This is a genomic window from Nocardia niwae NBRC 108934 = DSM 45340 (assembly GCF_001613465.1).
GTDB lineage: Bacteria > Actinomycetota > Actinomycetes > Mycobacteriales > Mycobacteriaceae > Nocardia > Nocardia niwae.
In genome coordinates this window covers 1-26,811 of record NZ_BDCK01000020.1, presented here as the reverse complement: position 1 = coordinate 26,811, position 26,811 = coordinate 1, and the positions used below count along the sequence as shown (strand labels likewise).

Here is a 26,811-nt window from a genome sequence, read left to right as displayed (position 1 = left end):
CAACGCCGACCGGGTGGCGCCGGGCACCGCCGACCGGGTGGCGCCGGACAACACCGCCGAACGGACCGGCCTGCCCCAGGAGCTGGAGCGCGTGCACATGGTCGGCATCGGCGGGGCCGGGATGTCCGGTATCGCGCGGATCCTGCTGGCCCGCGGCGGCGCCGTCTCCGGGTCGGACGCGAAGGAGAGCCGGGGCGTGCTGGCGTTGCGCGCTCGCGGCGCGCAGGTGCGGATCGGCCATGACGCTTCCGCGTTGGATCTGCTGCCCGGCGGCCCGACCGCGGTGGTCACGACGTACGCGGCCATCCCGAAGACCAATCCCGAACTGGTCGAGGCCGGTCGGCGTGAGATCCCGGTGCTGCTGCGCCCCGCGGTGCTGGCCGCGCTCATGCGGGGGCATCGCACCCTGCTCGTCTCCGGCACGCACGGCAAGACCTCCACCACCTCGATGCTCATCGTGTCGTTGCAGCACTGTGGTCTCGATCCGTCCTTCGCGGTGGGTGGCGAGCTGAACGAGGCGGGCACCAACGCCCACCACGGCACCGGCGACATCTTCGTGGCGGAGGCCGACGAGAGCGACGGCTCCCTGCTGCAGTACGACCCCGACGTCGCCGTCGTCACCAACATCGAGTCCGACCACCTGGATTTCTTCGGCTCCGACGAGGCCTACGTGCAGGTCTTCGACGACTTCGCCGATCGGCTCGCCGCGGGCGGCCTGCTGGTGGTGTGCCTGGACGATCCGGGCTCGCGGGCACTGGCCGAGCGGGTCGGTGAGCGCTTGGCCGAGCGGAACGTCCAGGTCCTGGGCTACGGCTCCGGTGACCTCGCGGACGCGCCGGTCCCGGTGGGCGCCCGGTTGCACAGCTGGGAGCCGCGCGACGTCGGCGGCATCGCGCAGTTCCAGCTCGCCGACGAGGCCGCGCCGCGCACGGTGCGCCTGTCGGTGCCGGGCAGGCACATGGCGCTCAACGCGCTCGGGGCCCTGCTCGCCGCCCGGGCCACCGGCGCCGACGTGGGGGAGATCGTCCAGGGCCTGGAAGGGTTCGGCGGCGTGCACCGCCGGTTCCAGTTCGCCGGGCGGGAGAACGGCGTGCGGGTGTTCGACGACTACGCCCACCACCCCACCGAGGTGCGAGCCGTGCTCGGCGCCGCCGCCGAATTGGTTCAGCAGGAGGCCCGTGACGGCGCCCGCTCCAGGCAGGGCCGGGTGATCGTGGTCTTCCAGCCGCATCTCTACAGCCGCACCGCGACCTTCGCGCAGGACTTCGGCGCCGCGCTGAGCCTGGCCGACGAGGTCGTCGTGCTCGATGTCTACGGCGCGCGGGAGAAGCCGTTGCCCGGCGTGAACGGAGCGCTGGTCGCTCAGTCGGTGACGAAGCCGGTGCACTATCAACCGGATATGTCGCGGGTCGGGCGCCAGGTCGCGGGGCTGGCGTTGCCGGGCGACGTGGTGATCACCATGGGCGCGGGCGACGTGACGATGCTCGGCAGCCAGATTCTCGACGGATTACGGGCGCGTCCCCAGCACGGACGGTGACCGGGGGTGCGCGTAGTCGGGTCGGCGCGCGCGGCCGGGCGTCGCGTGGGTGAACGGTTCGGCGAGGTCGAATGGCGCCGGGTCCGGCTGTGGGGATTGCTGAGCGTGTGCGTCCTTGCAGTGGTCGGTGCCGTCGCCTGGTTCACCCCTGTGCTCTCGGTGCGCACCGTGCGGATCGACGGGGCGGTGGCGGCGCCCGAGCAGCAAGTACGGGATCGACTCGAAATCCCGTCCGGCCGCTCGATACTGCGGATCGACACCGACGCCATGGCACGGCGGGTGGCGAGCATTCCGAAAGTGCGCACAGCGCGCGTGCAGCGGATATTTCCGTCCACGATCCGGGTGACGGTCGTCGAGCGCGCGGCGGTGTTGTTCTACGAGAGCCAGGAGGGCGCGCATCTGCTGGACGCCGACGGCGTGGAATTCGCGGTCGAGCCCGCGCCGATCGGCGTGCCGAAGTTGATCACCGATCATCCCGGCAGCGCCGATCCGGTGACCAGGGCGGCGGTCGCGATACTCGCCATCGTGCCGCCTGCGCTGGCGGTTCAGGTGAGTGAGGTTGCGGCGCGGTCCCTTTCGGACATTTCGCTGAATCTGAAGGACGGCCGCACGGTACTCTGGGGCGGGAGCGACGACGCCGAACGAAAGGCGGCGGTGGTGTTGCCGTTGTTGACGCGCCCCGGAACGGTGTTCGATGTGTCGAGTCCCAATCTGGTCACGGTAAAGTGATCCACACCCATTGCGCCCAGGTATTTTTCGGCGGTCCGGAAGGAGTTCCGGCGCGGAGAAGGGGGCCGGGGGGCAACCGTTCACCATACGACGTGTGGAGCGGCGAGACGAGCGGGATCACGCAAGATTCTGGCTTTCGTTTCGGCGCGCCTGCGCGCGTATCGCGTCGGCTGCGAATAGCGTTCCGCAACAGTCGGATACTTGACATAACGCTAACCCTATGGTTGAGCTTTAGAGTTTGCCCGAGCCGCGGTTCGCTTTTCCAGCGACCCGACCCCGGAGCGGGCCGCGAAGCGGCGTGCCGAGAATCCGGAAACGACAGGCTTTAGATCGAAGGAAGGCGAGAGCCCATGACGCCCCCGCACAACTACCTTGCGGTGATCAAGGTCGTCGGTATCGGCGGCGGCGGTGTGAATGCCGTCAACCGGATGATCGAGCAGGGACTCAAAGGTGTCGAGTTCATCGCGGTCAACACCGACGCCCAGGCGCTGCTGATGAGCGATGCCGACGTCAAGCTCGACGTCGGCCGTGAGCTGACCCGCGGTCTGGGAGCCGGCGCGGACCCCGAGGTCGGGCGCAAGGCCGCCGAGGACCACAAGGACGAGATCGAAGAGGTGCTCAAGGGCGCCGACATGGTCTTCGTGACCGCGGGCGAGGGCGGCGGCACCGGCACCGGTGGCGCCCCGGTCGTCGCGCAGATCGCCCGCAAGCTCGGTGCGCTCACCATCGGCGTGGTCACGCGTCCGTTCTCCTTCGAGGGCAAGCGGCGCGGGAACCAGGCCGAGGTCGGCATCAACCTGCTGCGCGAGTCGTGCGACACGCTGATCGTGATCCCGAACGATCGGCTGCTGCAACTCGGCGACGCGGCCGTGAGTCTGATGGACGCTTTCCGTTCCGCGGACGAGGTGCTGCTCAACGGTGTGCAGGGCATCACCGACCTGATCACCACCCCCGGTCTGATCAACGTCGACTTCGCCGACGTCAAGAGCGTGATGTCCGGCGCGGGCAGCGCGCTGATGGGCATCGGTTCGGCGCGTGGCGAGGGCCGTTCGGTGAAGGCCGCCGAGTCCGCGATCAATTCACCGCTGCTGGAAGCGTCCATGGACGGTGCGCACGGAGTGCTGCTGTCGATCGCGGGCGGGTCGGACCTCGGTCTGTTCGAGATCAACGAGGCGGCATCGCTGGTGCAGGAGGCCGCGCACATCGAGGCCAACATCATCTTCGGCACGGTGATCGACGATTCGCTCGGAGACGAGGTCCGGGTCACCGTGATCGCGGCGGGCTTCGACGGCGGCGGCCCGGCCCGGCGCACCTTCGAGAGCGCGGGTCGCGGCGCCATCGGCACGGCGCGCTCGGGGGAGATCGGGCAGAGCCGCACCAGCGAGATCGCGGCGCGCGGCAGCGACAGCACCCCGAGCACGTCTCCCACCGGCACGACGGGTCGTGGCACGCTGCCGAGCTACCGGGACACCGAACGACCGCGCACCCTGGGCGAGCCGACCGTGACGAGCAACTCGCGATCGCACATCACGCCGCCGGACGCGGGCGACGATGACGACGACGTGGACGTGCCGTCGTTCATGCGGCGGGGCTGAGCGCTGGAGTGTGGTTCCGGCGCAGGCCGGGACCGAGCTGGAAAGAGCGATCCCGGCTCGCGCCGGGACGCGTCGGAGGGACACGGGGAGTGGTGTCCCGCAGCACGACTATCGAACGAACACGGGGAACGCCGGCGCGTAGGCCGGCCGGGCGGGATCGGGCTCGAGTGCCCGACGCGGGGCAACCGTCCCCGCCCCGGGGGAAGATCAGCTCTCTACCTGGGCATTTCGACGCCGTTCGGGGAGCGCCACTACGCTCGTCGCCATGACTATCGCGCCGACCATCACTGTCCGACGGGTCACCACGACCAGGTCCGGAGGCTTCTCGGCGCCCCCCTACGACTCGTTCAATCTGGGTGACCACGTCGGCGATGATCCGGCGGCCGTGCGGCGCAACCGCGACCGCCTGGCCGAGGGCATCGGCCTGCCGCCCGAGCGCCTGGTGTGGATGGAGCAGATCCACGGCCGCACCGTGGAGATCGTCGACGGCCCGCGCGCCGAACCGGTTCCCGCCACCGACGCGCTGGTGACCACCGTGCCCGGGCTCGCGCTGGTCGTGCTCACCGCCGACTGCGTGCCCATCCTGCTGTCCGACGACGAGGCGGGCGTGATCGCCGCCGTGCACGCGGGGCGGATCGGCGCTCGCATCGGCATCGTGCCGCGCGTGCTCGAGGCCATGGTGTCGGTCGGCGCCCGGCTGGACCGGGTGGGCGCTTTGCTCGGGCCTGCCGCCTCCGGCCGTCAGTACGAGGTCCCGGCCGCCATGCGCGCCGACGTCGAAGCGCATCTGCCCGGCAGCGCGACCACCACGGTCCGCGGCACCCCTGGGCTGGATCTGCGCGCGGGCATCTCCCGGCAGCTCACCGAGGCAGGCGTCCGGGCGATCGCCGTCGACCCGCGCTGCACCATCGAGGACCACACGCTGTTCAGCCATCGCCGTGGCGCGCCGACCGGACGGATCGGCGGCGTGATCTGGATGGAGGCCGCCGCGTGAGCGCGCGAGCTGCCGCCCGCGGGGTGCCGTCGAGCGTGGCCGGGGCGCTGGCATGAGCGCCGAAGCGAAGACCGCGGTGGACGGTACGCTCGCGGCCCGCACCGCCGAGCTGTCGGACAATCTGTCGGGCCTGCTCGCTCGCATCGACGCGGCATGCCGCGCGGCCGGGCGGGCGCCGGATTCGGTGCGGCTGCTGCCGGTGACGAAATTCTTCCCCGCCTCGGACGTGGCGATCCTGCACCGGCTCGGCCGGCGCGAGTTCGGCGAGTCGCGCGAGCAGGAAGCCGCCGCCAAGGTGACGGCCCTGCGTGAGGAAGACCTCACCGGCATCCGCTGGCACATGATCGGGCGGTTGCAGCGGAACAAAGCGCGCGGCGTCGCCCGCTGGGCGCACACCGTCCACTCGATCGACAGCGAACGTCTGGCAACCGCTCTTGACGCCGGTGCCGTGGCTGCGCTGGAGGCGGGCGAGCGCACCGAACCGCTGCGGGTGTTGCTCCAGGTGAGCCTGGACGACGACCCCGCGCGAGGCGGCGTCACGGCGGACGATCTTCCCGCGCTCGCCGAACGGATTGCGGACGCCCCGGGATTACGTTTGTCGGGTCTGATGGCCATTCCCCCGCTGGGGGCGCAGACCGATGCCGCATTTGCGCGACTTGCGATGTTGCACACGTTGTTGCTCGCCGATCATCCGGACGCGACAGAGCTTTCCGCGGGAATGTCCGGTGATCTGGAATCGGCGATCGAACACGGTTCGACGGTTGTGCGTGTCGGTACCGCCTTGATGGGTATGCGACCGATAACCTCGGGCTAGCAAAGAAACCTCATCAGTCACATTCGACACATATGCTGGGATCTGACGAGGGCTGAGCAAGACTTCAACACCCGGCCGCCACCGGGGCCGAAGGAAGGTCGACCAATGAGCACGCTGCACAAGTTCAAGGCGTACTTCGGCATGGTTCCGCTCGAGGATTACGAAGACGACTACGTCGACGATCGCGCCCCCCGAGGCATGGACGAGCGCGGTGCTCGCCGTCCCCGGCCCCGTGACTACTCCGACCGCGACGGCTACGTCGACCGCTACGGCGAGGATCGGTACGGCGCAGGCCGTTTCGATGATGTCGACTATCCCGAGCCCGCTTACAAGTCCCCGTACAAGCCGGGTTACTCGGTGTCGCGCCGCGACGACTACGTCGACGAGCCCTACGGCGACGATCGCTACGACGCACCCCGGCGTCCCACTCGGATCGAGTCCGCCCCGTCGGGCCGGTTCCGGGCGGGCGGGAGCGCGCCACCGCTGCGCGGTGCGACACGAGGCGCGCTCGCCGTCGACCCCGACGTCGAGGAGCGCAGGCTGGAGGAGCGCGTGCGTCCCGAGCCCGCCCCGGTGCGGCGGCCCGGGATCTTCGAGGACGGAGGCCCCTTGTCCAAGATCACGACGCTGCGCCCGCGCGATTACAGCGAGGCTCGGATCATCGGCGAGCGCTTCCGTGAGGGCAATCCGGTGATCATGGATCTGGTGGATTTGAGCAACGCCGACGCCAAGCGGCTGGTCGACTTCGCCGCGGGTCTCGCCTTCGCGCTGCGCGGATCGTTCGACAAGGTCGCGACGAAAGTGTTCCTGCTCTCACCGGCGGATGTCGACGTATCAGCGGAAGAACGCAGGCGCATCGCGGAAACCGGCTTCTACAACCAGAAATAAGCTCGTGATCTGGGGGGTGAAGCAGACCGGGTGCAGGTTGTGCGGCGCGGTCATTTTGCGCGAAGCGATTTTTGCGGCAGAGTGAACTCGTGGCCTTGTTCGCGGTGCTGTACTTCGTACTGTTCATCTTCTGGCTGTTGCTGATCAGCCGGGTGATCGTCGAGTTCATCCGTAGCTTTGCCCGAGACTGGCGTCCTACCGGTGTCGTGGTCGTCGTCCTGGAGGTGATCTTCACGATCACCGATCCCCCGGTGAAACTGCTGAGGCGGTTGATACCCCCGGTGTCGCTGGGCGGAATTCGCCTGGATCTGTCGATTATGGTCCTGCTTTTCATCGTCTTCATCCTGATGTCGATCGTGGGCAGGCTCGGGCAACCGGTAGCTCCGGTGTGACAGAATGGGCCGTGAAGACAGCTTGCTAGATCTGCTAGATCTCCAAAAGACGCGTGAAGGGATCCTTCCATGCCGCTGACCCCAGCCGATGTGCACAACGTCGCGTTCAGCAAACCGCCGATCGGGAAGCGCGGCTACAACGAGGATGAAGTCGACGCGTTCCTGGATCTCGTGGAGCAGGAGCTCTCGCGCCTCATCGAGGAGAACGCCGATCTGCGCCAGCGGGTCGCCGAACTCGACGCGGAATTGGCCGACGCCAAGAAGAACCGCGGCCCGGCCGTGGCGAACACCGTGAAAGCGCCGATTCCGCAGGCCCCGCCGCCTCCGCCGGAACCGATCAAGCCTCCGGTGCCCGCCGCGCCGCCCGCCCCGATGCCCGCCGCGCCGGTGGCCAAGGACGCTCCGGGCGCGGACGCGAACTTGCAGGCCGCCAAGGTGCTCAGCCTCGCCCAGGAGATGGCGGACCGGCTGACCAGCGACGCCAAGGCCGAGGCGGAGAGCTTGCTGTCGAATGCCCGGGCGAATTCCGAGCGACTGGTCGGAGATGCCAGGACGCGGTCGGAGGCCATGATCGCCGATGCCCGCCAGAAGTCGGACGCGATGCTGTCGGACGCGCAGAGCCGCTCGGACAGCCAGCTGCGCCAGGCCAAGGAGAAGGCCGACGCGCTGCAGGCGGACGCGGAGCGCAAGCACACCGAGATCATGGCGACCATCACCCAGCAGCGCAGCGTCCTGGAGAGCCGGATCGAGCAGCTCAAGACGTTCGAGCGGGAGTACCGGGTGCGGTTGAAGTCGTACCTGGAGTCGCAGCTCGAGGAGCTGGAGAACCGTGGTTCGGCGGTTCCGGTCGACGGCGGCGAAGCCTTCGCGGACGCCAACACGGCGAACAACCTCGCGCCGGCGTCGTTCGCCAAGGGCGGCAAGTAACGCGCCGCGCCCCAGCACAGCAGTTCGCATACCGTTAGAGGAACTGTCGAGCCGCCCGGCATGCCTTGGGGGTCACCATGCTCGTCTTGACACTCGTCCTTGCCGCGATCGGCTTCGCCCTGCTCGTGGCCGCGCTCACCACCGGATCGGTGATCTGGGCGTGGGGCTGCATCGTGGTGTGCGTCATCGGCGCGATGCTCTTGCTGGTAAGTGCTTTGTCCATGCGGAGTCCGGATGGTGATTCCCCGCCGCCTCCCGGTCGTCATGCCAAACGCTGACCTGCCTCACAAAGTGAGTTGACCGCTCCGGCTAGAATCAAACATGAATACGGCGTCGATCCGGCTATCACCGGGGAGCCTTCGGAAGAACGGCGGCACGGCCTGCGGGCCGGGCGCTCAGTAGAACCGAACGGGTGAGCCCGTCACAGCTCGGCAATGAGAGGTCCGGTGTCCGCCACACCGGACAAGCGGGGTGGTACCGCGGTTACGGCGCACCGGGCGCCGTCGTCGTCCCCGTGCCAACGACTCGGCACGAGGAGACGTATCCGCCATGGCGGACCAGACTTCCAGCAACAGCGCGTACCCGCGCGTCGACCTGAGCGTCGGCAACGGGGCGTCGTTCCCCGAGATGGAGCGCCGCGTGCTCGACGCGTGGGCGGCCGCCGACACCTTCCGCGCCAGCATCGAAAACCGTTCCGGCGCAGCGGAATTCGTCTTCTATGACGGACCGCCCTTTGCCAACGGTCTGCCGCATTACGGACATTTGCTCACCGGATACGTCAAAGACCTCGTCCCGCGTTTCCAAACCATGCGCGGCAAGCGGGTCGACCGGCGATTCGGATGGGACTGTCACGGATTGCCCGCCGAAATCGAAGCCGAAAAACAGCTCGGTATCACGGACAAATCACAGATCGACGCGATGGGGCTCGCGGAATTCAACGCGGCCTGCAAAACCTCGGTGCTGCGCTACACCGGGGAATGGCGCGACTACGTGACGCGCCAGGCCCGCTGGGTCGACTTCGACAACGACTACAAGACGCTGGACACCGACTTCATGGAGTCGGTGATGTGGGCGTTCAAGTCGCTGTACGACAAAGGGCTGATCTATCAGGGCTTCCGGGTGCTGCCCTACAGCTGGTACGAGCAGACGCCGCTGTCGAATCAGGAAACCCGCCTCGACGACGCCTACAAGATGCGCCAGGACCCGGCGGTGACCGTCGACATGGCGTTGCGCGTGCCCGCCGAGCATCCGCTGCACGACCTCGACGGCGCCAACGCGCTGATCTGGACCACCACGCCGTGGACCCTGCCGTCCAACCTGGCGATCGCGGTGCACCCCGACGTCCGCTACGTGCACCTGCGTGCCGCCGACGGCAAACGCTATGTGCTCGCCGCCGAACGGGTCTCGCACTACGCGCGGGAGTTCGGCGCGGAGCCGGAGGTGCTCGCCGAGTTCGACGGCGCCGCGCTGGCCGAGCTGTCCTACGTGCCGCCGTTCGACTTCTTCGTCGGCCATCCCGGCGCTCACCGGGTGCTCACCGCCGACTACGTGACCACCGACTCCGGCACCGGCATCGTGCATCTGGCGCCCGCTTTCGGTGAGGAGGACATGGACGTCGCCTCAGCACACGGCATCGAGCTGGTGCAGCCGCTGGATCCGGGCGGCAAGTTCACCTCGATGGTGCCGCCGTACGAGGGTCTCATGGTGTTCGACGCCAACCCGGTGATCATCAAGGATCTCAAGGCCGCCGGGAAGCTGTTGCGGCACGAGACGATCGAGCACTCCTACCCGCACAGCTGGCGCTCCGGCCAGCCGCTGATCTACATGGCCGTGCCGTCCTGGTTCGTCGCGGTCACGAAGTTCCGCGACCGGATGGTCGAGCTCAACAAGCAGATCACCTGGGTGCCCGAGCACATCCGCGACGGCCAGTTCGGCAAGTGGCTGGAGGGTGCGCGGGACTGGAACATCAGCCGCAACCGCTACTGGGGCAGCCCGATCCCGGTGTGGGTGTCCGACGATCCGGCCTACCCGCGCGTCGACGTGTACGGCTCGCTGGACGAGCTGGAGCGCGATTTCGGCGTGCGCCCGGCCGATCTGCACCGCCCGATGATCGACGAGCTCACCCGGCCGAATCCCGACGACCCGACCGGCAAGTCGACGATGCGCCGGGTGCCGGAGGTGCTGGACTGCTGGTTCGAGTCGGGCTCGATGCCGTATGCCCAGGTGCACTACCCGTTCGAGAACAAGGAGTGGTTCGACAGCCACTTCCCGGGTGACTTCATCGTCGAGTACAACGGGCAGACCCGCGGCTGGTTCTACACGCTGCACGTGCTGGCGACGGCTCTGTTCGACAGCCCGGCGTTCAAGACCGTTGCCGCGCACGGCATCGTGCTCGGTGACGACGGCCTGAAGATGAGCAAGTCCAAGGGCAACTACCCGGACGTCAACGAGGTGTTCGACCGGGACGGCTCGGACGCGATGCGCTGGTTCCTGATGAGTTCGCCGATCCTGCGCGGCGGCAACCTGATCGTCACCGAGCGCGGCATCCGCGAGGGCGTGAGCCACGCGCTGCGTCCGCTGTGGAACGCGTGGACCTTCCTGCAGCTGTACGCGTCGAAACCCGGGGTGTGGCGCACCGATTCGCCGCATGTGCTCGACCGCTACATCCTGGCGAAGCTGGCGCGAACCCGGGACGTCATCACCGAGGCGCTGGAGGCGTACGACATCGCGGGCGCCTGCGAGGAACTGCGCTCGTTCGCCGACGCGCTGACCAACTGGTACGTGCGGCGGTCGCGCTCGCGGTTCTGGAGCGAGGACCGCGACGCGGTGGACACCCTGCACACGGTGCTCGAAGTGGTCGCCCGGCTGGCGGCGCCGTTGCTGCCGCTGATCACCGAGGTGATCTGGCGCGGGCTGACCGGCGGAGACTCGGTGCACCTGGCCGACTGGCCGAAGGAGGGTGAGCTCCCGGACGATCCGGAACTGGTCGCCGCCATGGACGAGGTGCGGGTGGTGTGCTCGACGGTGCTGAGCCTGCGCAAGGCGCAGAACCTGCGAGTGCGGTTGCCGCTGGCCGAGGTCACCATCGCCGCGGCCGACGCCGAGCGGCTGGCGCCGTTCGCCGACATCGTCGCCGACGAGGTCAACGTCAAGAAGGTGGACCTGACCACCGACGTGGACGCGCACGGCCGCTTCGAGCTGGTGGTCAACGCCCGCGCCGCGGGTCCGCGCCTGGGCAAGGACGTGCAGACGGTGATCAAGGCGGTCAAGGCCGGCGAGTGGTCGGAGGAGGCCGACGGCACGGTCCGGGCGGCGGGGCTCGCCCTGTTGCCCGAGGAGTACACCCAGCGCCTGGTCGCGGCCGAACCGGAGTCGACCGCGGCGCTGCCCGGGAACGCCGGTCTGGTGGTGCTGAATTCGGTGGTCACCGAGGAGCTGGAGGCCGAGGGCTGGGCGCGGGACCTGATCCGTGATCTCCAGGAGACCAGGAAGTCCGCCGGGCTGGAGGTCTCCGACCGCATCACCGTGGTTCTGGAGGTTCCCGCGGATCGGGCCGCGTGGGCGCGGACCCACCGCGATCTGATCGCGGGCGAGATCCTCGCCACCACGCTGACCTTCGGTGACGCGGGGGCGGAGGCCGCCGATCTGGTCGGCGGTGTGCGCGCGACGATCACCAAGGCCTGAGCGCGAGTGCGAGCGGGGCGGGACCGAAAGGGTCCGCCCCGCTCGCTGCTGCGCGCTGCCTTGTTCCGCTCGTTTCGGGGCCGTCCGGCGGCAGTGAGCGGGGGAGGTCGTCCCGCCCATGCTGCATTCCGCTGACGGTCTCGGCCTTCCCGAACGAGTTCGTGCGGTCGGCTCGCGCGGCGAGGCCTCGGCTTCGCCTGCGCGGCGGGCCGATCACGCCGCGCGCTATCCGAGGGCAACTCGATGGCAAGGCGCGACCGGCTTCCCACGGCGACCTTCCGGCATGTCTAGTGATATAGATCACATGCTGAGAGTTTGCTGATTCCCGACAATTCGCCGAAATCCCGGGCACAATCTGCGGTGTCGCTGCTGTTACCCAGGGGATCTCCGGGGCGGCAGTTTCTCTTTTCGGCGTGTCGTACGTGGAATTTGGCCGCGCTGGGACTATCTCCGGCGCGGGTGGCCGCGGCTCCGCATCGGGGACCGCTGCTGATGCCATGTGTTAGCCAGGCTGCCGATCGGTGGCCGAGTCAACTGCGCCCATGGAAGGGGCGAGCACGTGCCGAGAAAATCGTTGCACCGCATCGCACTCGGATTCTTGCTCTCGATCATCGCAATCCTCCTGCTCGCCGGACCCGCCTGGTCCGACACCGGCAGCGCTTCCGGCAGCGGGCCGGGCAGCGCCTCCTCCGGTTCGGCCTCGGGCAGCAGCCCCGGCAGCGACTCCGGCAGCGCCAGCGGCTCGGCCGCCCTGCCGGTGCCCAGTGTGTTCGGCGTCGGCGCGCTGGCCGCGGCGACTACACAGATCGGCAAGCCGTACGAATGGGGTGGCACCGGCCCGTTCAGCTGGGACTGCTCGGGCCTCGTGCAGTGGGCGTACCGTCAGGTCGGCGTGAGCATTCCGCGGACCACCTGGCAGCAGGCGAAGGCGGGCACGCCGGTCCCGTTCGGCTCGCTCTCGCTCGGCGACGTAGTGGTGCTGAACCGGGACGGCTCGCACGTCGGCATCTACGCGGGCAACGGGCAGGTACTCAACGCGTACGACTGGGGTGTGCCGGTGGGCTACACCCCGCTGGACGAATTCGACATCTACGCCATCCGCCGCTTCTGAGCGTGCACCCGCGGAGAGCGCGCGACGCCGATCGCGGCTGCTCCCCGGTCTGATCGGGCCCCGACCAGCAAGTGTGGTCGGGGCCCGGTCCTGCCCGGCCGAACAGAGGAGGTCGGCAACCCGCGGCTCGACCGGCGGCCGAATCCCACGGAGAGCGCACCGATCCGGCACATTCTGAGCCGGCCGATGGTCGGTACAAGGCGCCCAGCGGCGGTGTACCGATCACCGGCGTGACGCTCCGGCCAGGAGACGCCACGTCGAGGACGGCGGCGTCAGCGGAGACGGTCCGGCGGCGGTTGCCGTCGGTGCGGCCGGGTCGCGCCGCCGGTTCGGTCGTCGCGGTGGTGCGGCCCGGCGGTCAGCGGTCGAGGCCGTCGGCCAGGTCGCGCAGCGACGGTCCGTATTGCGGATGCGCCAGCGCCGAGGCGAACTGCGCCACCAAATAGTCGGCCGGGTTGCCGGTGTCGTACCAACGGCCGCGGATCACCTGGCCGAAGACCGGGTTGTTCGCCGCGTGCACGTTGATCGCGTCGGTGAGATACACCTCACCGGTGCGGTGTTCGTACCACGCTTCGGTCTGCCTGCGCAGTTCGTCGATGATGCCGGGCGTGACGACGTATCCGCCGATCGCGGCGAAGGACGACGGCGCGTCCTTCGGCTTGGGCTTCTCCCGCAGCCCGGTGATGCGCAGCAGACCGCTACCGTGGTCGTCGGCGACCACCGGCACGCCGTAGCGCTGCGACTCGGCGGGGTCCATCGGCATCAGCGCGAGGACGGGTGCTCCGGTGGCCTCGTAGGCATCGATGAGCTGCTGCGCGCGCGGCACGTCCGCGACGAACACGTCGTCCGGCCACAGCACCAGCATCGGCTCGTCGCCGAGATTGCGGGCGGCGTTGAGCACCGGGGTGCCGTTGCCGTACGGGCCGTGCTGGTCGAGGTAGGTGATGTGGCCGAGGCGGGACAACTCGCCGACCTCCTCGACCGCGTCGGCGAACGCGGTCTTGCCGTCCGCGCGCAGCTGCGCGACCAGCGCGGGGTTGGGGCGGAAGTGGTCCTGGATCAATGATTTTCCGCCGCTGACCACGATGGTGATGTCGGTGATGCCCGAAGCGACCAGCTCACGGACCGTGTGCTCGATGACCGGCTTGTCGCCGACCGGCAGCATCTCCTTGGGGATCGCCTTGGTCAGCGGAAGCAGCCGGGAGCCGATACCGGCGGCCGGGATGACGGCCTTGCGGATATTCATGGGTCCGATCATCACATATCGGACCGTGCGCCCGGCTCCGTGGCCGCGGCACGTCGGCGGTTGTTTCGAGACTGTCGCGTACCCGGTCCGGTGCGGAAAAGGGCAGATCACGGCTGTCCCGGCGGGCCGGAGGGGTGCCGGGAGGCGAGCCGGAGCCCGTGCCGATACCGGTAGGTAACCGACAGCTAGCGCACAGCCATCCGACAGCGTCGCCGTCGGCTCCGGATTGTCGGTGGACGGGCGTACATTGCACCCGTGCGTACCGAGAACCCGAGCGTCGAGCGTGCGACCGCGCCGCCGGCCGGGATCGGGACGACCCGCGGCGACGGCGCGGCGAGCCCCCGGCGTCTTCCGGTGCTCGCCGACGCGGACAGCGCCGCCCGGCGCTGGGTTCTGCACATAGATATGGACGCGTTCTTCGCCTCCGTCGAACAGCTGACCCGGCCGACGTTGCGCGGCAGGCCGGTACTCGTCGGCGGGACCGGCGGGCGCGGGGTCGTGGCCGGGGCCAGCTATGAGGCGCGGGTGTACGGCGCCCGGTCGGCGATGCCGATGCACCAGGCGCGCCGGTTGGTCGGTGTCACCGCCGTGGTGGTGCCGCCGCGCGGAGCGGTCTACGGCGTGGTCAGCGGGCAGGTCTTCGACGCGCTGCGCAGCCGGATCCCGGTGCTGGAGACGCTGTCGTACGACGAGGCGTTCGGCGAGCCCGCCGAGCTGGCCGGCGCGACGGCCGCCCGGGTGCACGCGTTCTGCGAGGAATTGCGCGCGGTGGTGCGTGAACGGACCGGGCTGACCGCCTCCGTGGGCGCGGGCACCGGAAAGCAGCTGGCCAAGATCGCCTCCGGCCTGGCCAAACCGGATGGCGTCCGGGTGATCTCGCCGGTCGAACAGCCACAGCTGCTCGCGGGTCTGCCGGTGCGCAAGCTGTGGGGCATCGGACCGGTGGCGGAGAGCCGATTGCGGTCGCTGGGCATCGAGACCGTGGGCGCTTTCGCGGCTCTACCGGAATCGGAGGCGATGTCGATTCTCGGCGGCAGCGTGGGCGCCGCGCTGCATCGGCTGGCCCGCGGCATCGACGATCGGCCGGTCGCCGAACGCACCGAGGCGAAGCAGATCAGCGCCGAGACCACCTACGAGACCGACATCGTCAGCCTCGCGCAGCTGCGTCCGGCCATCGAGGACATGGCCGCCGCGGCGCACCGGCGCCTGACCGGTGACGGGCGTGCGGCGCGCACGGTGGTGCTCAAACTGAAGAAATCCGATATGAGCATCGTCACGCGGTCCTTCACTCTGCCCTACGCCACCGAGGATTTGGCCACGCTCGCCGCGGCCGCGCAGCGTTCGGCGCTCGACCCGCGGGAACTGGGCCCGATCCGCCTCGTCGGCGTCGGCTACGGCGGGCTGTCGACCGTCCGCCAGGAATCGCTGTTCCCCGAACTGGATCGCGGACCGGCGGCCGAGATCACCACCACCGGACCCGAACCCGAGCCGGCGCGCTCCACCGGCCTGGACGCTGCCCCGCATACCGCCGAGCCGGTCTTGCCGGTGGCCGTCTGGCATCCCGGCATGGACGTGACGCACCCCGAGTACGGCCACGGCTGGGTGCAGGGCGCCGGGCTCGGCGTCGTGACCGTCCGCTTCGAAACCCGGTCTACCGGTCCGGGTCCCGCGCGCACCTTCGCCGCGGGCGATGCCGCGCTCACCCGGGCCGATCCGCTGGGCAGCTTGCTCTGACCGGCACGTGCCGTGGCTCGACATCGCCCGGCCGGGCGCGTACCTTCGCTGCCGACGACCATCGACGGTCCAGTGTGGATCCGAGCGGCGCCGCCCGGTGCCGGTAGCCTGGGACCTCGTGCAGCGCCGCCGGTTCGGGGGCGGCTGCCATGGTGGACACGACACGGACCTCTCGAACGCAAAGGACGAGCAGTTGAAGCTTCGTAAGACTGGACGCATCGCGATCGCCGGGCTGGCCATCGTCGCCGCGCTTGGCCTGACCGCCTGCGGTGGCGACGACAAGGACAGCAAGCCCGCCGCCAAGACGTCGACCAGCGCCAAGGCGTCGGCGACCGCGAGCGCGAACCTGCCGCCGGTCCCCACTCCCGCGGAGCTGAACACCGCCCTCGCCCGTGCGCTGGACCCGTCGGTGCCCGCCGCCGAGAAGCTGGACAACGTCCAGGGCGCCGAGGCCGATCCGACGCTGCCGGACCGCCTGTCCCAGGCCGCGGCGGGCGCCGACGTGAAGATCGAGGTCACCGACGTCACCTCGTTCGGCGACAGCGTGAACGCGAAGGCCAAGTTCATCCTCAACGGCCAGGAGAACATCGTCGACGTGCCGTTCGTCGCCGACAACGGCAAGTGGAAGATCCAGAAGCAATGGGCCTGCACCATGCTGACCAACCTCGGCCAGCAGTCGGCGGCCTGCAGCTGAGTTCACTCGACCGGCCGGCCGCCGCGCTCTTCTCGGCGGCCGGCCGGTCGTTGTGTGTGGCGCCGGCGTAACCGGGAGTCGCGGCTCCCCGGCGCCGGTGCGCCGCTCAGAGCATGCGCAGAATCGCGTACATCGAGGTGGCTTGCGCGTACAGCTCGCCGTCTTCGGCGCCGATCAGGCGGGCCTCCGCGCTGGCCGTGGTGGGGCCGACGTGGATCGCGGTACCCGCGCAGCGCAGCGTGCGCGTATCGCCACGCACGGCACGGTGGATATCCATACCGATCTTGACCGAAGTGGCACGCGTCCCGCCCGCCAATCGCGTCAGCACTGCCGCGCTGAGGGCCGATTCGAGCAGTGTCGCCACGAAGCCGCCGTACATCCCGCCCGCCGGACCCAGCAACTGATCGTCCGGCTCGCCCTCGAATACCACGGACCCGTGGCCGACCTGGGCCAGCCGGAAACCGAGTGCGCTCAGAATCGGCGCGCCCGGGAATCGTCCGTCGAGCGTTCCCTGCAGGATTTCCCGTCCGGTCATGCCGAGTAGGTCGGAAGTGGTCTGGGCCGGTGGCTGCCCCGGGGCGGTGCGAAGGGGTCTGGGCGCGGTCATGTGTCGACGCTACGAGGAAGCCGCAGCCCACAGAAGTGTCGGATCCGACACTTCTGCGACCATTTCCGACAGATCTTCACAAGCTGTGCACGTATCGGCCAGCACGCGTTGACTGTTCACCACGGCAGGTCATTCGTGGTGTCGGTCAGGGTCTCGCGCAATTCCTCTCGCAGACTCGTGGTATCCGGGCCGAGGCGAACGAGTTCTCGAAGGACGTCCGAGGCGGGCGCCCACTGGCCGCCGGGGTATCGGCATGATGTCGGCGACTTCACGCCGGGGACTGCGTTTCGTTCGCGTGAGTGCCGGATTCGGCGGTGACCGGGCGCGACCTGTGCCGCGCGCGTCCGGCTCGGCGCAGCGCGTCGGCGGTGAAGATCGCCAGCGCCGCCCAGATGAGGGCGAAGCCGGCCCATCGGGAGGCGGGCATCGGCTCGTGCGCGACCGCGACGCCCCACGCCATCTGGAGGGCGGGGGTGAGGTATTGCAGCAGGCCCATGGTGGACAGCGCGACTCGCTGGGCCGCGACGGCGAACAGCAGCAGCGGAACCAGAGTGACCGGTCCGGTGGCCACCATCAGGGCGGTATGCGCTGGACCGGAGGCGAATTCGCTGTGCCCGGCGAGCGCGAGGACGATCGCGAACGCCAGCGCGAAGGGCGCGGCGACGATGCCCTCGGCCGCGATGCCGCGCAGCGCGTCCAGCGGGATCACCTTCTTCACCAGGCCGTAGGTGGCGAAGGAACAGGCCAGGGCCAGGGCGATGAGCGGTGGTCTGCCGTAGTCGACGGTGAGCACGGCCACCGCGGCCGCACCGAGCCCGAGGGCGGCCCATTGGGCGCCGGTCAGCCGCTCACGGAAGAGCACCACACCGAACACCACGGTGACCAGCGGATTGATGAAGTAGCCGAGCGCGCACTCCACGACGTGACCCGAGGTGACCCCGTAGACGTACACGCCCCAGTTGAGCGCGATCGCGGCGGAGGCGACGGCCGCCAGTCGCCAGACGCGGGCGCCGATGCCGCGCAATTCGCGGATCCGCCCGCTCACGGCGAGCACCGCGAGCACGACGACCAGCGTCCAGACGATCCGCTGCGCCACCACCTCCCCCGGGCCGGCGAACGCCAGCAAGCCGAAGAACGCGGGGAACAGTCCCCACAAGAAGTACGCGCTCGCTCCGAACGCCACACCGGGGATGGACCTGCTTCGCCGCACGATCTACGAACGTAGTTGTCCCGTAGCCTTGCGGTCATGTCGATTACCGTGCAGGCGTCCGGCGCCACCGGACTGACCGCGGCCGAAGTCGAGCAACGCCGCCGCGACGGTCTGACCAACGACGTCCCGGATCGGGCGAGCCGCTCGGTCCGCGACATCGTGCGCGCGAACGTCTTCACGCGGATCAACGCCATCCTCGGTGTCCTGTTCGTGCTGGTGCTGGCCACCGGATCGATCATCGACGGCATGTTCGGCCTGCTGATCGTCGCCAACAGCGCGGTCGGCATCATCCAGGAGATCCGCGCCAAACGCACCCTCGACGAGCTGGCCATCGTGAGCCAGGCCAAGCCGACCGTCCGCCGGGACGGCACTGCCGTCGAAGTCGCGCCGCACGAGGTGGTGCTCGACGACCTGATCGAACTCGGTCCCGGCGATCAGATCGTGGTGGACGGCACGGTCGAGGAATCCGCGCAGCTCGAGGTGGACGAGTCGTTGCTCACCGGCGAGGCCGACCCGATCGACAAAGGCGTCGGCGCCACGGTGATGTCGGGCAGCTACGTGGTGTCCGGGTCCGGCGCGTACCGGGCGACGAAGGTGGGCCGCGACGCCTACGCGGCGCAGCTGGCCGAGGAGGCGAGCAAGTTCACCCTGGTGCACTCCGAGCTGCGCACCGGTATCGACAAGATCCTGAAGTTCATCACCTATCTGCTGATTCCCGCGGGCCTGCTGAGCATCTACAACCAGTTGGTCTCCAGCGGGGAGTCGTGGCGGCCCGCCGTCACCGGCATGGTGGCCGCGCTGGTGCCGATGGTGCCGGAGGGGCTGGTGCTGATGACGTCGATCGCGTTCGCCGTCGGCGTGGTGCGGCTGGGCCGGCACCAGTGCCTGGTGCAGGAGCTGCCCGCGATCGAGGGACTGGCCCGGGTGGACGTGGTGTGCGCGGACAAGACCGGCACCCTGACCGAGAACGGCATGCGGCTGTCGGACCTGAAGACCCTGCACACCTTCGACGACGCCGAGGTGCGTGCGGCGCTGGCCGCGCTCGCCGCCGACGATCCGCGTCCCAACGCGAGCGTGCAGGCGATCGCCGAGGCCCTGCCGGACGGTCCCGGCTGGCAGCGCACCGCCGTCGCGCCGTTCTCCTCGGCCAAGAAGTGGAGCGGCTGCTCCTACGGTGAGCACGGCGACTGGCTGCTCGGCGCGCCGGACGTGCTGCTTGACCCGGGCTCCGCGGACGCGCGGGTTGCCGAGGAGCTCGGCGCCTCCGGTCTGCGCGTGCTGTTGCTGGCGCGCGGCGACCGTGCGGTGGACGCGGCCGACGCCCCCGGCGTCGTACGCCCCGCCGCGCTGGTCGTACTGGAGCAGAAGGTGCGACCGGACGCTCGCGACACACTCGACTACTTCGCGAGCCAGCACGTGGCGATCAAGGTGATCTCCGGTGACAACGCCGTCTCGGTCGGCGCGGTGGCCTCCTCGCTCGATCTGCCGGGCGGCGAGCACCCGATCGACGCGCGCGAGTTGCCGGGAGACCGCGACGGACTGGCCGGCGTGCTGGACGGGAACACCACCTTCGGGCGGGTCCGTCCGGATCAGAAGCGCGCGATGGTGGCGGCGCTGCAGTCGCGCGGGCACACCGTGGCGATGACCGGCGACGGAGTCAACGACGTTCTGGCGTTGAAGGATTCGGACATCGGCGTGGCGATGGGCTCGGGCAGCCCCGCGACCAGGGCGGTGGCGCAGATCGTCCTGCTGGACAACAAGTTCGCCACACTGCCGTACGTGGTCGGTGAGGGGCGCCGGGTGATCGGCAACATCGAGCGCGTCTCGAATCTGTTCCTCACCAAGACCGTGTACTCCGTCCTGCTCGCCTTTCTGGTCGGCGTCGCCGGGATCGGTTCCCAGATCTTCGACTACGAGCCCATCGGGTATCCGTTCCTGCCGCGCCACGTCACGATCGCGGCCTGGTTCACCATCGGCATCCCGGCGTTCGTCCTCTCGCTCGCGCCCAACAACGAGCGAGCCCGTACGGGTTTCGTCGGGCGCGTCATGCGGTTGGCCATCCCGTCGGGCGTGGTGATCGGCGCGGCCACCTTCGTCGCGTACCTGATCGCCTACGCGGGTCCGGATGCCACCGAGCAGCAGAAGGTACAGGCGGGCACCACCGCCCTCATCACGCTGATCATGATCGCGGTGTGGGTGCTGGCGATCGTCGCGCGGCCGTACGTCTGGTGGAAAGTCGTGCTGATCGCGGTGTCGGTGGCGGCGTACGTCTTCTTGTTCACCGTGCCGTTCACCCGGGAGTTCTTCAAACTCGATCCCTCCGACCTCACGCTCACCGGCGCGGCGGTGGCCTGCGGCGTGGTGGGCATCGTGCTGGTCGAGGCGGCGTGGTGGGTGAGCGCGGCGCTGCTCGGCGACGAGCGGCAACTGCTGCCGAGCTCGCCCGGCGGGGCCGCCTGACAGACTGGACGCCTGACTCGCCGCGCCACGAGAAGCCTTGTGCGAAGCGGCCATTCAGAGTTGGAGTACCTTCTGGAGATTATGGAGGTACTGCTGCACCAGATCGACGCGTTCGCCGACGCACCGTTCTCGGGCAACCCGGCCGCGGTGATGCCGCTCCCGTCGTGGCTGCCGGATGCGTTGCTGCAACAGCTGGCCGAGGAGAACAACCTCGCCGAAACCGCGTTCTATACCTCGCGGTTACCTCCCGAGGCGGGCGTGCCGCCGGGCGAGTGGCCCGCTTTCCACCTGCGGTGGTTCACGCCGAAGGTGGAGGTGGCGCTGTGCGGGCACGCCACGCTGGCCAGCGCCGCGCAGATTCTGGTCGACATGCATCCCGGCGAGGACCGGGTGAGTTTCTACACCCGCAGCGGCTGGCTGCACGTCGACCGCACCGACGACGACGAGTTCGTCCTCGACCTGCCGGTCGTCCCGAGCATTCCCGTGCAGCCCGACCCGGCGCTGGTCGCGGCGCTCGGGGTGCGTCCGGTGCGCGCGTATTCCGGCACCGACGAGGTGATCGTCGTGGCGACCGAACAGGAGGTGCGCGACGCCGCGCCGGTGCTGTCGGCGTTCCCCGCGTTGCCGCGCGCCGCGATCGTCACCGCCCCCGGCGACTCGGTCGATTTCGTCTCCCGTTTCTTCGGCCCGGGCGTGGGCGTCCCGGAGGATCCGGTGACCGGATCCGCGCACGCTCAGCTGGTTCCGCTGTGGAGCGAGCAGCTCGGCCGCACCGAACTGCGGGCCAGGCAGCTCTCGCGCCGGGGCGGCAGCCTGCGCTGTGAACTGGCGGGCCAGCGTGTGCTGCTGTTCGGGCGGTGCCGCCGCTACCTCGACGGCGTGGTCACCCTGCCGGACTGAGCGCCCGCGCGCTCACGGCCGCGGGACCGCTCCGTCGTCGGGGCCGGGCGCGACGACGTCGCGGTGCTCGGGCAGCAGCGGCGCCACCGCGAAACTGCCCGCCACCGCGTCGGCGGGCAGCGCCTGGACCGCGCGGATGCCGTTCTGCCCGGCCAGGTCCCGCAACCGCGCCGGGGAGCCGCGGACGACGAGCCCGACGACGCAACCGCAGCCGTCCCGCAGCCGGGCAGCGGAGAACGCGATCACCCGAGCGGCGCGATCGTCGGCGGGGTGGGGCAGCAGCCAGGCCGCGTCGCGCGCCGAATCGACCGCTGCGGCGACACCTTCCGGTACGGGCACGGCCACCAGCGGCGTCTGCACGCGGTCGATCGGCACCCGGTAGAGCACCTGGGAGACGCGCAAGCCGCCGTTGTGTGCGGGAATGCCGCCGGGAACGGAGGATTCGGTGAACGACACCAGCGCCCAGCGCGGTTCGTCACCGTCGGCGTTCAGCGAATCGCGAGCTCGGGCGAGGTAGTCCGCGACCTGCTCGCCCTGGTCGGGCCCGAGCCGGTCGGTGGCCACCGCGGCGCGATACGGCTGCTGCACCGCGCCCAGCGCGAAGACCAGCACGATCAGCGCGAGCGCCGTCGCGCCCAGGACGATCCCGCGCCACGGCGGCACCCGGCGCTCAGGCATCGCGCAGGACGTCCAGCGCGTGTGTCAGATCGTCGGGGTATTCGCTGGTGATCTCCAGATAGCGGCCGTCGGCGGGGTGCTGGAAGCCCAGTGACCGGGCGTGCAGCCACTGGCGTTGCAGCCCGAGCCGCTCGGCCAGGCGCGGGTCGGCGCCGTAGGTGAGATCGCCGCAGCAGGGGTGACGAATCGCGGAGAAGTGCACCCGGATCTGGTGGGTGCGGCCGGTCTCCAGGTGGATGTCGAGCAGGCTGGCGGCGTGGAACGCCTCGACGGTGTCGTAGTGGGTGACGCTGGGCCTCCCGTCGGCGGTGACGGCGAACTTCCAGTCGTTGCCGCGGGCCCGGCCGATCGGGGCGTCGATGGTGCCGCTGCTCGGATCCGGGTGGCCCTGCACCAAGGCGTGATACCGCTTGTCGACGGTGCGCTGCTTGAACGCGCGCTTGAGCACCGTGTAGGCGTGCTCGGATTGCGCGACCACCATCACTCCGGAGGTGCCGACGTCCAAGCGGTGCACGATGCCCTGCCGTTCGTGGGCTCCCGAGGTGGAGATGCGGTACCCGGCCGCGGCCAGGCCGCCCACCACGGTGGGCCCGCTCCAGCCGACGCCGGTGTGCGCCGCCACGCCGACCGGCTTGTCCACTGCGACGATGTCGTCGTCGGCGTAGAGGATCTTCATGCCCTCCACCGGCTCGGCCTCGATGGTCAGCTCCCGCTTCGGTTCGGGGAAGATCACCTCGAGCCAGGCTCCCGCGGTCAGCCGGTCGGATTTGCCCGCGGCGATGCCGTCGAGCTGCACCGAGCCTTCCTCGGCGAGCGCGGCCACCGCGGTGCGCGACAGGCCGAGCAGGCGGGCCAGGCCCGCGTCGACGCGCATGCCGTCGAGCCCGTCGGGGACGGGCATGGTCCTGGTCTCCCTCATGCCGCGCTGCCCTCGCTCGCGCCGCCGGTCTTGCCGTGGCCCACTCGGGTGCCGTTCGGTTCGAAGCCGAACACGGTGAGCACGACCAGCAGGATCGCGCCGCACACGATGGCGGAGTCCGCCACGTTGAACACCGGCCACCAGCCGATGGCGACGAAATCCACCACGTGGCCCTGCAGCGGGCCGGGCGCGCGGAACAGCCGGTCCACCAGGTTACCCAGCGCCCCGCCGAGCACCATGCCCAGTCCGATCGCCCACCACAGGGAGCGCAGGGTGCGGCCGATGCGCACCACGCCGATGACCACGGCGGCGGCGACCAGGGTCAACAACCAGGTCATGCCGGTGGCCATGGAGAACGCCGCACCCGGATTGCGCACCAGGCTCAGGCGCGCGAAGTCGCCGACGATCGATACCGGCTCACCCGGTGTCAGTTTCGCCACCGCGAGGGTCTTGGTGAGCAGATCCAGTCCGAACACCACCGCGGCGAGGACGAGCAGCGCCCGCAGACGCTGCGGGGGAGCCGACGCGGTCGTCGGATCGGCGGTGTTCGCTGGGCTTTCCTCGGGCGGCCGGTCGTCACTCACACCGACCATCATCTCTCGAGCGGAATCAGGCCCGGTGCGCGCGTCCGATTGCCCCGCCCCGGCGCGCCCTGGGTTCGGGGCACGCCGAGCGGCGCACAGCCGGATGTCCCAGCTGACACTCAGGAATCGGTCGTACCCTGTTGCACGTGACGGTGTTGTCTTCCCCCCGCCTTCATCGGAGCGCCGGCTCCGCACGGAGCGCGCGCTCTGGTGTGCTGCTCATGGTGCTCGCGGTCGGGCTCTCCGCCTTCGGCGTCGGTTGCGGTGACGGCGCCGAGTCCAGCGGCGAGGCCGACGGAACGGAGCCGCTCGGCATCGGCAAGGAAGTGACCGTGCCGATCGCGGCCGCGGTGGCCACGGTCGAATCGGCGGGCGCGGAGCCCCGCTCGCTGCTGCGGCCGGAGTATCCGGCGGGCACGGTGCAGCGGGTCACGCTCTACACCGCCCACCACATCGAGCAGCAGATCGATGAACAGCCCAAGCGCGACTTCTCCACACCGGCGCTGACCATCCCGATGACCGCGCAGACCACGGCGGAGGGCATCGATCTGACCCTGGGCACGGTCACCTCGCCGGACCCGACGCTGGCCAAAGCGCTCACCAAGATCGGCGGCTCGCACGCGGGCTTCGACCTCAGCGATCTGGGCGCGATCACCGCACTGCGGCTGGAGCCCGCGCCGGATGCGTCCAACACCGCCCGCGCCGCCCTGGAGCAGGCGTTCTATCAGGCCGTCTACCGGTCGATCGCGTTCCCCGACGAGCCCGTCGGCGAGGGCGCGGTGTGGACGGTGCGCCAAGAGGTGAGCAGCGGCGTCCTGCTCGACCAGGTGACCACCGCGACGCTGAGCAAACGCGACGGCGACCGGCTCACCATCGAACTGCACGTCACCCAGAAGCCGAAGTCGCCGGTGTGGAATTTGCCGAACAACGCGGGGACTCTGGACATCCGGGACTACGTCATGCAGGGCGCGGGCACCATCACGGTGGATCTCGGTCTGCCGCTGCCGGTGGCCGGTTCCATCACCGTCGGCGGTCACCAGGCCTACCGCGACCCGCACAGCGACAGCACGCTGCAGCAGACGATCGATACGCAGGTGTCGTGGGCCGAGTGAACCGTACGTGCGGGCTGCTGGCCGCGATCGCGCCTCTCGTCGTCGCCATCGGATGTGGCTCGGGGGACCGCGCCGCGTCCGGACCGCCCGAGCTTCCGCCGCTGGGGCCCGTGGTGACCGCGGCCCCGGTGATTACCGGTCCCGAGACCGACGCCGCGGGGTTGCGCCAACGATTGCTCAGCGACACCGACCTGCCCGCGGGCTTCACCGCGCTCCCATCGCCCGCCGACACCGGAGCGGGTGCCACCGGCTCCTCGCCGACGAATCCGGCCGAATGCGTGAAAGTGCTCGCTCCGCTCGGCGCGCAATACCCCGGTGCGTCGGCGCAGGCGTCCACGCAATACGCCGGGCCGAATTTCTCCAGCATCGATATCGACGCGGCAAGCTACCCGCCGGGCGCGGTCGCGGCCGCGTTCACCCAGGCACAGGATCTTCTGCGGCGCTGCGCCCACTACACGAGTGTCGACGGCTCCGACATCGCGGTGGACTACCGCATCGGCGGGCTCGTCCAGCCGCCCGTGGGTGATGCCGCCGCCCCCTTCCAGGTGCGCTCCACCAGTGACGATCTGAGCCTCGGCTCGTCGGTCGCGATCGTCCAGGTGGGAAGCACGTTGGTGCAGGTCGCGGTGACCGCGCCGGAGGCAGTGGACCCCGAGGTGCTCGGCGCGCTCACCGCGGCCCAGGTGCGCCGCCTGCAGGGTGTCGCCGGTCCCTGATTTCCGAGGAACCGGCCAATTGCGCCGGTCGCCGGAATAGGCTCGGCATGGTCCGACACAACGCCTCGACCGGAGGTTTTCCATGTCTGATGTCAAACCCGTCCCGGACGGCTATCCGGTGGTCTCGCCGGGGCTGGCGATCGACGGCGCGGCGGCGGCGATCGATTTCTACAAGAACGTTTTCGGCGCCACCGAGCGCATGCGGATGCCCGGTCCGGACGGCAAGATCGCGCATTGCGAGCTGATGTTCGGCAATTCGGTCGTCATGCTCGGCGATCCGGCGCCCGATATGGATTTCCTCGACCCCAGGACGGTCGGTGGCACGCCGGTCAACCTGTACGTGTACGTCGAGGACGCCGACGCCGCCTTCGCCGCCGCGCTGGCCGCGGGCGCGAAGGAGCTCACACCGATGACCGACCAGTTCTACGGTGATCGCAGCGGCGCCTTCGAGGATCCGTGGGGCCACCGGTGGACTGTGGCCACCCATGTGGAGGACGTGCCGCCCGACGAGATGGACCGCAGGATGGCCGACTTGTTCGGCGGGTCCTGATCCGGACGGCTCACCCGGCCACCACCGAACCACCGGTGACCCGGATGGTCTTCGGCGCAAGCGGTCTGGTGGCCGGGCCGCCGGCCACCGAGCCGTCCAGCCCGAACTTGCTGCCGTGGCAGGCGCAGTTGATGGTGCCGCCGGACACCGTCGCGACCTTGCAACCGGCGTGGGTGCACACCGAGGAGAGCCCGACGAAGGTGCCCGCGGTGGGCTGGGTCACCACGGTGTCGCCGACGATCACGCCGCCCCCGACGGGGATGTCGGCGGTCTCGGCGAGCGCGTGCGCGGGCCGGTCCGCGTCGATCGGCCGGTCTCCGGCGGTCGCGGTCTCCGGCGCGGTATCGCCTTTGCCGTAGGGGGTGCAGGCGGTGACCGCCGCCGCGGCGGCGATGCCCGCACCGGCGGCGATGACCGCCCTTCGCCGGGTGCGGAGCTGTTCGTCGAATGTCATGTGAGGTTTCCGTTCCGAAGACCGAGCCGTTGGGCGGCTCGACGGCGCGGCCGGCGTTGCGCCGGTGCCGCTTTCCGCCTCGTCAACGGAGTAGGGCCGTCGCGCGGTTCAATCCGGTGTGCTCGAGCGTCGCTGTCGGGCGTGTCGTGCTGGGACGGCGAGCATGCGGGCGGGGCGGGGAAGGCGAGCGGCGGACCCGGACCCCCTCATCTGTTCGTGGCCGGGTCCGCCGCTTTTTGTGGTTACCCGCGGGCGATCGATTCGAACACCTTGGGG

25 protein-coding genes are annotated in these 26,811 nt (G+C 69.8%); 18 read left to right on the top strand and 7 right to left on the bottom strand.

The annotated features are described in order from the left end of the window. Nucleotides 1–97: 97 nt before the first annotated feature. The 11 genes from murC (at nucleotide 98) to NNI01S_RS12360 (ending at nucleotide 12,671) form a co-directional block, all read left to right on the top strand. On the top strand, nucleotides 98–1,537 hold the full coding sequence (gene murC, locus NNI01S_RS12410) for a UDP-N-acetylmuramate--L-alanine ligase (RefSeq protein WP_063020456.1): 1,440 nt from the start codon (nucleotides 98–100) through the stop codon (nucleotides 1,535–1,537). 6 nt (nucleotides 1,538–1,543) lie between these two features. Then, the gene (locus NNI01S_RS12405) at nucleotides 1,544–2,266 is read left to right on the top strand and encodes a cell division protein FtsQ/DivIB (protein ID WP_439956124.1); all 723 of its coding nucleotides are present in this window, start codon (nucleotides 1,544–1,546) and stop codon (nucleotides 2,264–2,266) included. A gap of 350 nt (nucleotides 2,267–2,616) precedes the next feature. Further along, on the top strand, nucleotides 2,617–3,861 hold the full coding sequence (gene ftsZ, locus NNI01S_RS12400; protein WP_063020226.1) for a cell division protein FtsZ: 1,245 nt from the start codon (nucleotides 2,617–2,619) through the stop codon (nucleotides 3,859–3,861). A 265-nt stretch (nucleotides 3,862–4,126) separates the two neighbouring features. Beyond that, complete coding sequence (gene pgeF, locus NNI01S_RS12395; protein ID WP_063020225.1) at nucleotides 4,127–4,855, top strand: peptidoglycan editing factor PgeF; 729 nt, start codon at nucleotides 4,127–4,129, stop codon at nucleotides 4,853–4,855. 52 nt (nucleotides 4,856–4,907) lie between these two features. Next, the gene (locus NNI01S_RS12390; protein ID WP_063020224.1) at nucleotides 4,908–5,669 is read left to right on the top strand and encodes a YggS family pyridoxal phosphate-dependent enzyme; all 762 of its coding nucleotides are present in this window, start codon (nucleotides 4,908–4,910) and stop codon (nucleotides 5,667–5,669) included. A gap of 105 nt (nucleotides 5,670–5,774) precedes the next feature. After that, nucleotides 5,775–6,557: a cell division protein SepF gene (locus NNI01S_RS12385; protein WP_063020223.1), complete on the top strand. Its 783-nt coding sequence runs from the start codon at nucleotides 5,775–5,777 to the stop codon at nucleotides 6,555–6,557. An 89-nt stretch (nucleotides 6,558–6,646) separates the two neighbouring features. Next, nucleotides 6,647–6,949 carry a YggT family protein gene (locus tag NNI01S_RS12380; protein ID WP_039797136.1) on the top strand — a complete coding sequence of 101 codons (303 nt, stop codon included), beginning with the start codon at nucleotides 6,647–6,649 and terminating at the stop codon, nucleotides 6,947–6,949. A gap of 69 nt (nucleotides 6,950–7,018) precedes the next feature. After that, entirely contained in the window at nucleotides 7,019–7,876 is an 858-nt protein-coding gene (gene wag31 / locus NNI01S_RS12375; RefSeq protein ID WP_063020222.1) for a DivIVA-like cell division protein Wag31, read from the top strand. 77 nt (nucleotides 7,877–7,953) lie between these two features. Then, nucleotides 7,954–8,154 (top strand): hypothetical protein, encoded by a 201-nt coding sequence (locus NNI01S_RS33420; protein ID WP_084488747.1) that lies wholly within the window; start codon nucleotides 7,954–7,956, stop codon nucleotides 8,152–8,154. A gap of 271 nt (nucleotides 8,155–8,425) precedes the next feature. Further along, nucleotides 8,426–11,560 carry an isoleucine--tRNA ligase gene (gene ileS / locus NNI01S_RS12365; RefSeq protein ID WP_063020221.1) on the top strand — a complete coding sequence of 1,045 codons (3,135 nt, stop codon included), beginning with the start codon at nucleotides 8,426–8,428 and terminating at the stop codon, nucleotides 11,558–11,560. 559 nt (nucleotides 11,561–12,119) lie between these two features. After that, nucleotides 12,120–12,671, top strand: coding sequence for an NlpC/P60 family protein (locus NNI01S_RS12360; RefSeq protein ID WP_063020220.1), 552 nt, complete (start codon nucleotides 12,120–12,122; stop codon nucleotides 12,669–12,671). A gap of 358 nt (nucleotides 12,672–13,029) precedes the next feature. Here NNI01S_RS12360 and NNI01S_RS12355 read toward each other — a convergent pair whose 3' ends face one another. After that, nucleotides 13,030–13,917 carry a UTP--glucose-1-phosphate uridylyltransferase gene (locus NNI01S_RS12355; RefSeq protein WP_218019187.1) on the bottom strand — a complete coding sequence of 296 codons (888 nt, stop codon included), beginning with the start codon at nucleotides 13,915–13,917 and terminating at the stop codon, nucleotides 13,030–13,032. A gap of 405 nt (nucleotides 13,918–14,322) precedes the next feature. Here NNI01S_RS12355 and NNI01S_RS12350 point away from each other — a divergent pair, with 405 nt between their 5' ends. Both NNI01S_RS12350 and NNI01S_RS12345 read left to right on the top strand, forming a co-directional pair. Then, entirely contained in the window at nucleotides 14,323–15,651 is a 1,329-nt protein-coding gene (locus NNI01S_RS12350) for a DNA polymerase IV (protein ID WP_157114763.1), read from the top strand. A 193-nt stretch (nucleotides 15,652–15,844) separates the two neighbouring features. After that, on the top strand, nucleotides 15,845–16,345 hold the full coding sequence (locus tag NNI01S_RS12345) for a WKL family lipoprotein (protein WP_063020454.1): 501 nt from the start codon (nucleotides 15,845–15,847) through the stop codon (nucleotides 16,343–16,345). Between the two features lie 106 nt (nucleotides 16,346–16,451). On the opposite strand, the gene NNI01S_RS12340 is transcribed toward NNI01S_RS12345, so the two are convergent. After that, on the bottom strand, nucleotides 16,452–16,952 hold the full coding sequence (locus NNI01S_RS12340) for a PaaI family thioesterase (protein WP_063020218.1): 501 nt from the start codon (nucleotides 16,950–16,952) through the stop codon (nucleotides 16,452–16,454). 268 nt (nucleotides 16,953–17,220) lie between these two features. Continuing rightward, a complete protein-coding gene (rarD, locus tag NNI01S_RS12335) occupies nucleotides 17,221–18,165 on the bottom strand; it encodes an EamA family transporter RarD (protein ID WP_439956127.1) in 945 nt (314 codons plus the stop codon). Between the two features lie 33 nt (nucleotides 18,166–18,198). Between rarD and NNI01S_RS12330 the strand changes: the two genes are divergently transcribed. Further along, nucleotides 18,199–20,622, top strand: a complete 2,424-nt coding sequence (locus NNI01S_RS12330; RefSeq protein WP_063020216.1) for a cation-translocating P-type ATPase — start codon at nucleotides 18,199–18,201, stop codon at nucleotides 20,620–20,622. Nucleotides 20,623–20,703: 81 nt separating this feature from the next. Continuing rightward, a complete protein-coding gene (locus NNI01S_RS12325; RefSeq protein WP_063020215.1) occupies nucleotides 20,704–21,522 on the top strand; it encodes a PhzF family phenazine biosynthesis protein in 819 nt (272 codons plus the stop codon). Between the two features lie 12 nt (nucleotides 21,523–21,534). Here NNI01S_RS12325 and NNI01S_RS12320 read toward each other — a convergent pair whose 3' ends face one another. From NNI01S_RS12320 to lspA, 3 genes are read right to left on the bottom strand one after another with little or no spacing between them, the layout of a single operon-like run. After that, nucleotides 21,535–22,200 carry a hypothetical protein gene (locus NNI01S_RS12320; protein WP_063020214.1) on the bottom strand — a complete coding sequence of 222 codons (666 nt, stop codon included), beginning with the start codon at nucleotides 22,198–22,200 and terminating at the stop codon, nucleotides 21,535–21,537. After that, nucleotides 22,193–23,119 carry an RluA family pseudouridine synthase gene (locus tag NNI01S_RS12315; RefSeq protein WP_063020213.1) on the bottom strand — a complete coding sequence of 309 codons (927 nt, stop codon included), beginning with the start codon at nucleotides 23,117–23,119 and terminating at the stop codon, nucleotides 22,193–22,195. Before NNI01S_RS12315 ends, NNI01S_RS12320 begins: the two co-directional genes overlap by 8 nt. Beyond that, nucleotides 23,116–23,715, bottom strand: a complete 600-nt coding sequence (gene lspA, locus NNI01S_RS12310; RefSeq protein WP_063020212.1) for a signal peptidase II — start codon at nucleotides 23,713–23,715, stop codon at nucleotides 23,116–23,118. The genes NNI01S_RS12315 and lspA overlap by 4 nt, the downstream gene beginning before the upstream one ends. Before the next feature lie 209 nt (nucleotides 23,716–23,924). Here lspA and NNI01S_RS12305 point away from each other — a divergent pair, with 209 nt between their 5' ends. The 3 genes from NNI01S_RS12305 (at nucleotide 23,925) to NNI01S_RS12295 (ending at nucleotide 26,081) form a co-directional block, all read left to right on the top strand. Next, on the top strand, nucleotides 23,925–24,815 hold the full coding sequence (locus NNI01S_RS12305) for a hypothetical protein (protein WP_063917453.1): 891 nt from the start codon (nucleotides 23,925–23,927) through the stop codon (nucleotides 24,813–24,815). Next, nucleotides 24,812–25,531: a sensor domain-containing protein gene (locus NNI01S_RS12300; RefSeq protein ID WP_063020211.1), complete on the top strand. Its 720-nt coding sequence runs from the start codon at nucleotides 24,812–24,814 to the stop codon at nucleotides 25,529–25,531. The genes NNI01S_RS12305 and NNI01S_RS12300 overlap by 4 nt, the downstream gene beginning before the upstream one ends. Nucleotides 25,532–25,613: 82 nt before the next feature. Beyond that, on the top strand, nucleotides 25,614–26,081 hold the full coding sequence (locus NNI01S_RS12295) for a VOC family protein (protein ID WP_063020210.1): 468 nt from the start codon (nucleotides 25,614–25,616) through the stop codon (nucleotides 26,079–26,081). A 10-nt stretch (nucleotides 26,082–26,091) separates the two neighbouring features. On the opposite strand, the gene NNI01S_RS12290 is transcribed toward NNI01S_RS12295, so the two are convergent. Continuing rightward, nucleotides 26,092–26,535 carry a Rieske (2Fe-2S) protein gene (locus tag NNI01S_RS12290; protein WP_063020209.1) on the bottom strand — a complete coding sequence of 148 codons (444 nt, stop codon included), beginning with the start codon at nucleotides 26,533–26,535 and terminating at the stop codon, nucleotides 26,092–26,094. Nucleotides 26,536–26,811 lie beyond the last annotated feature (276 nt).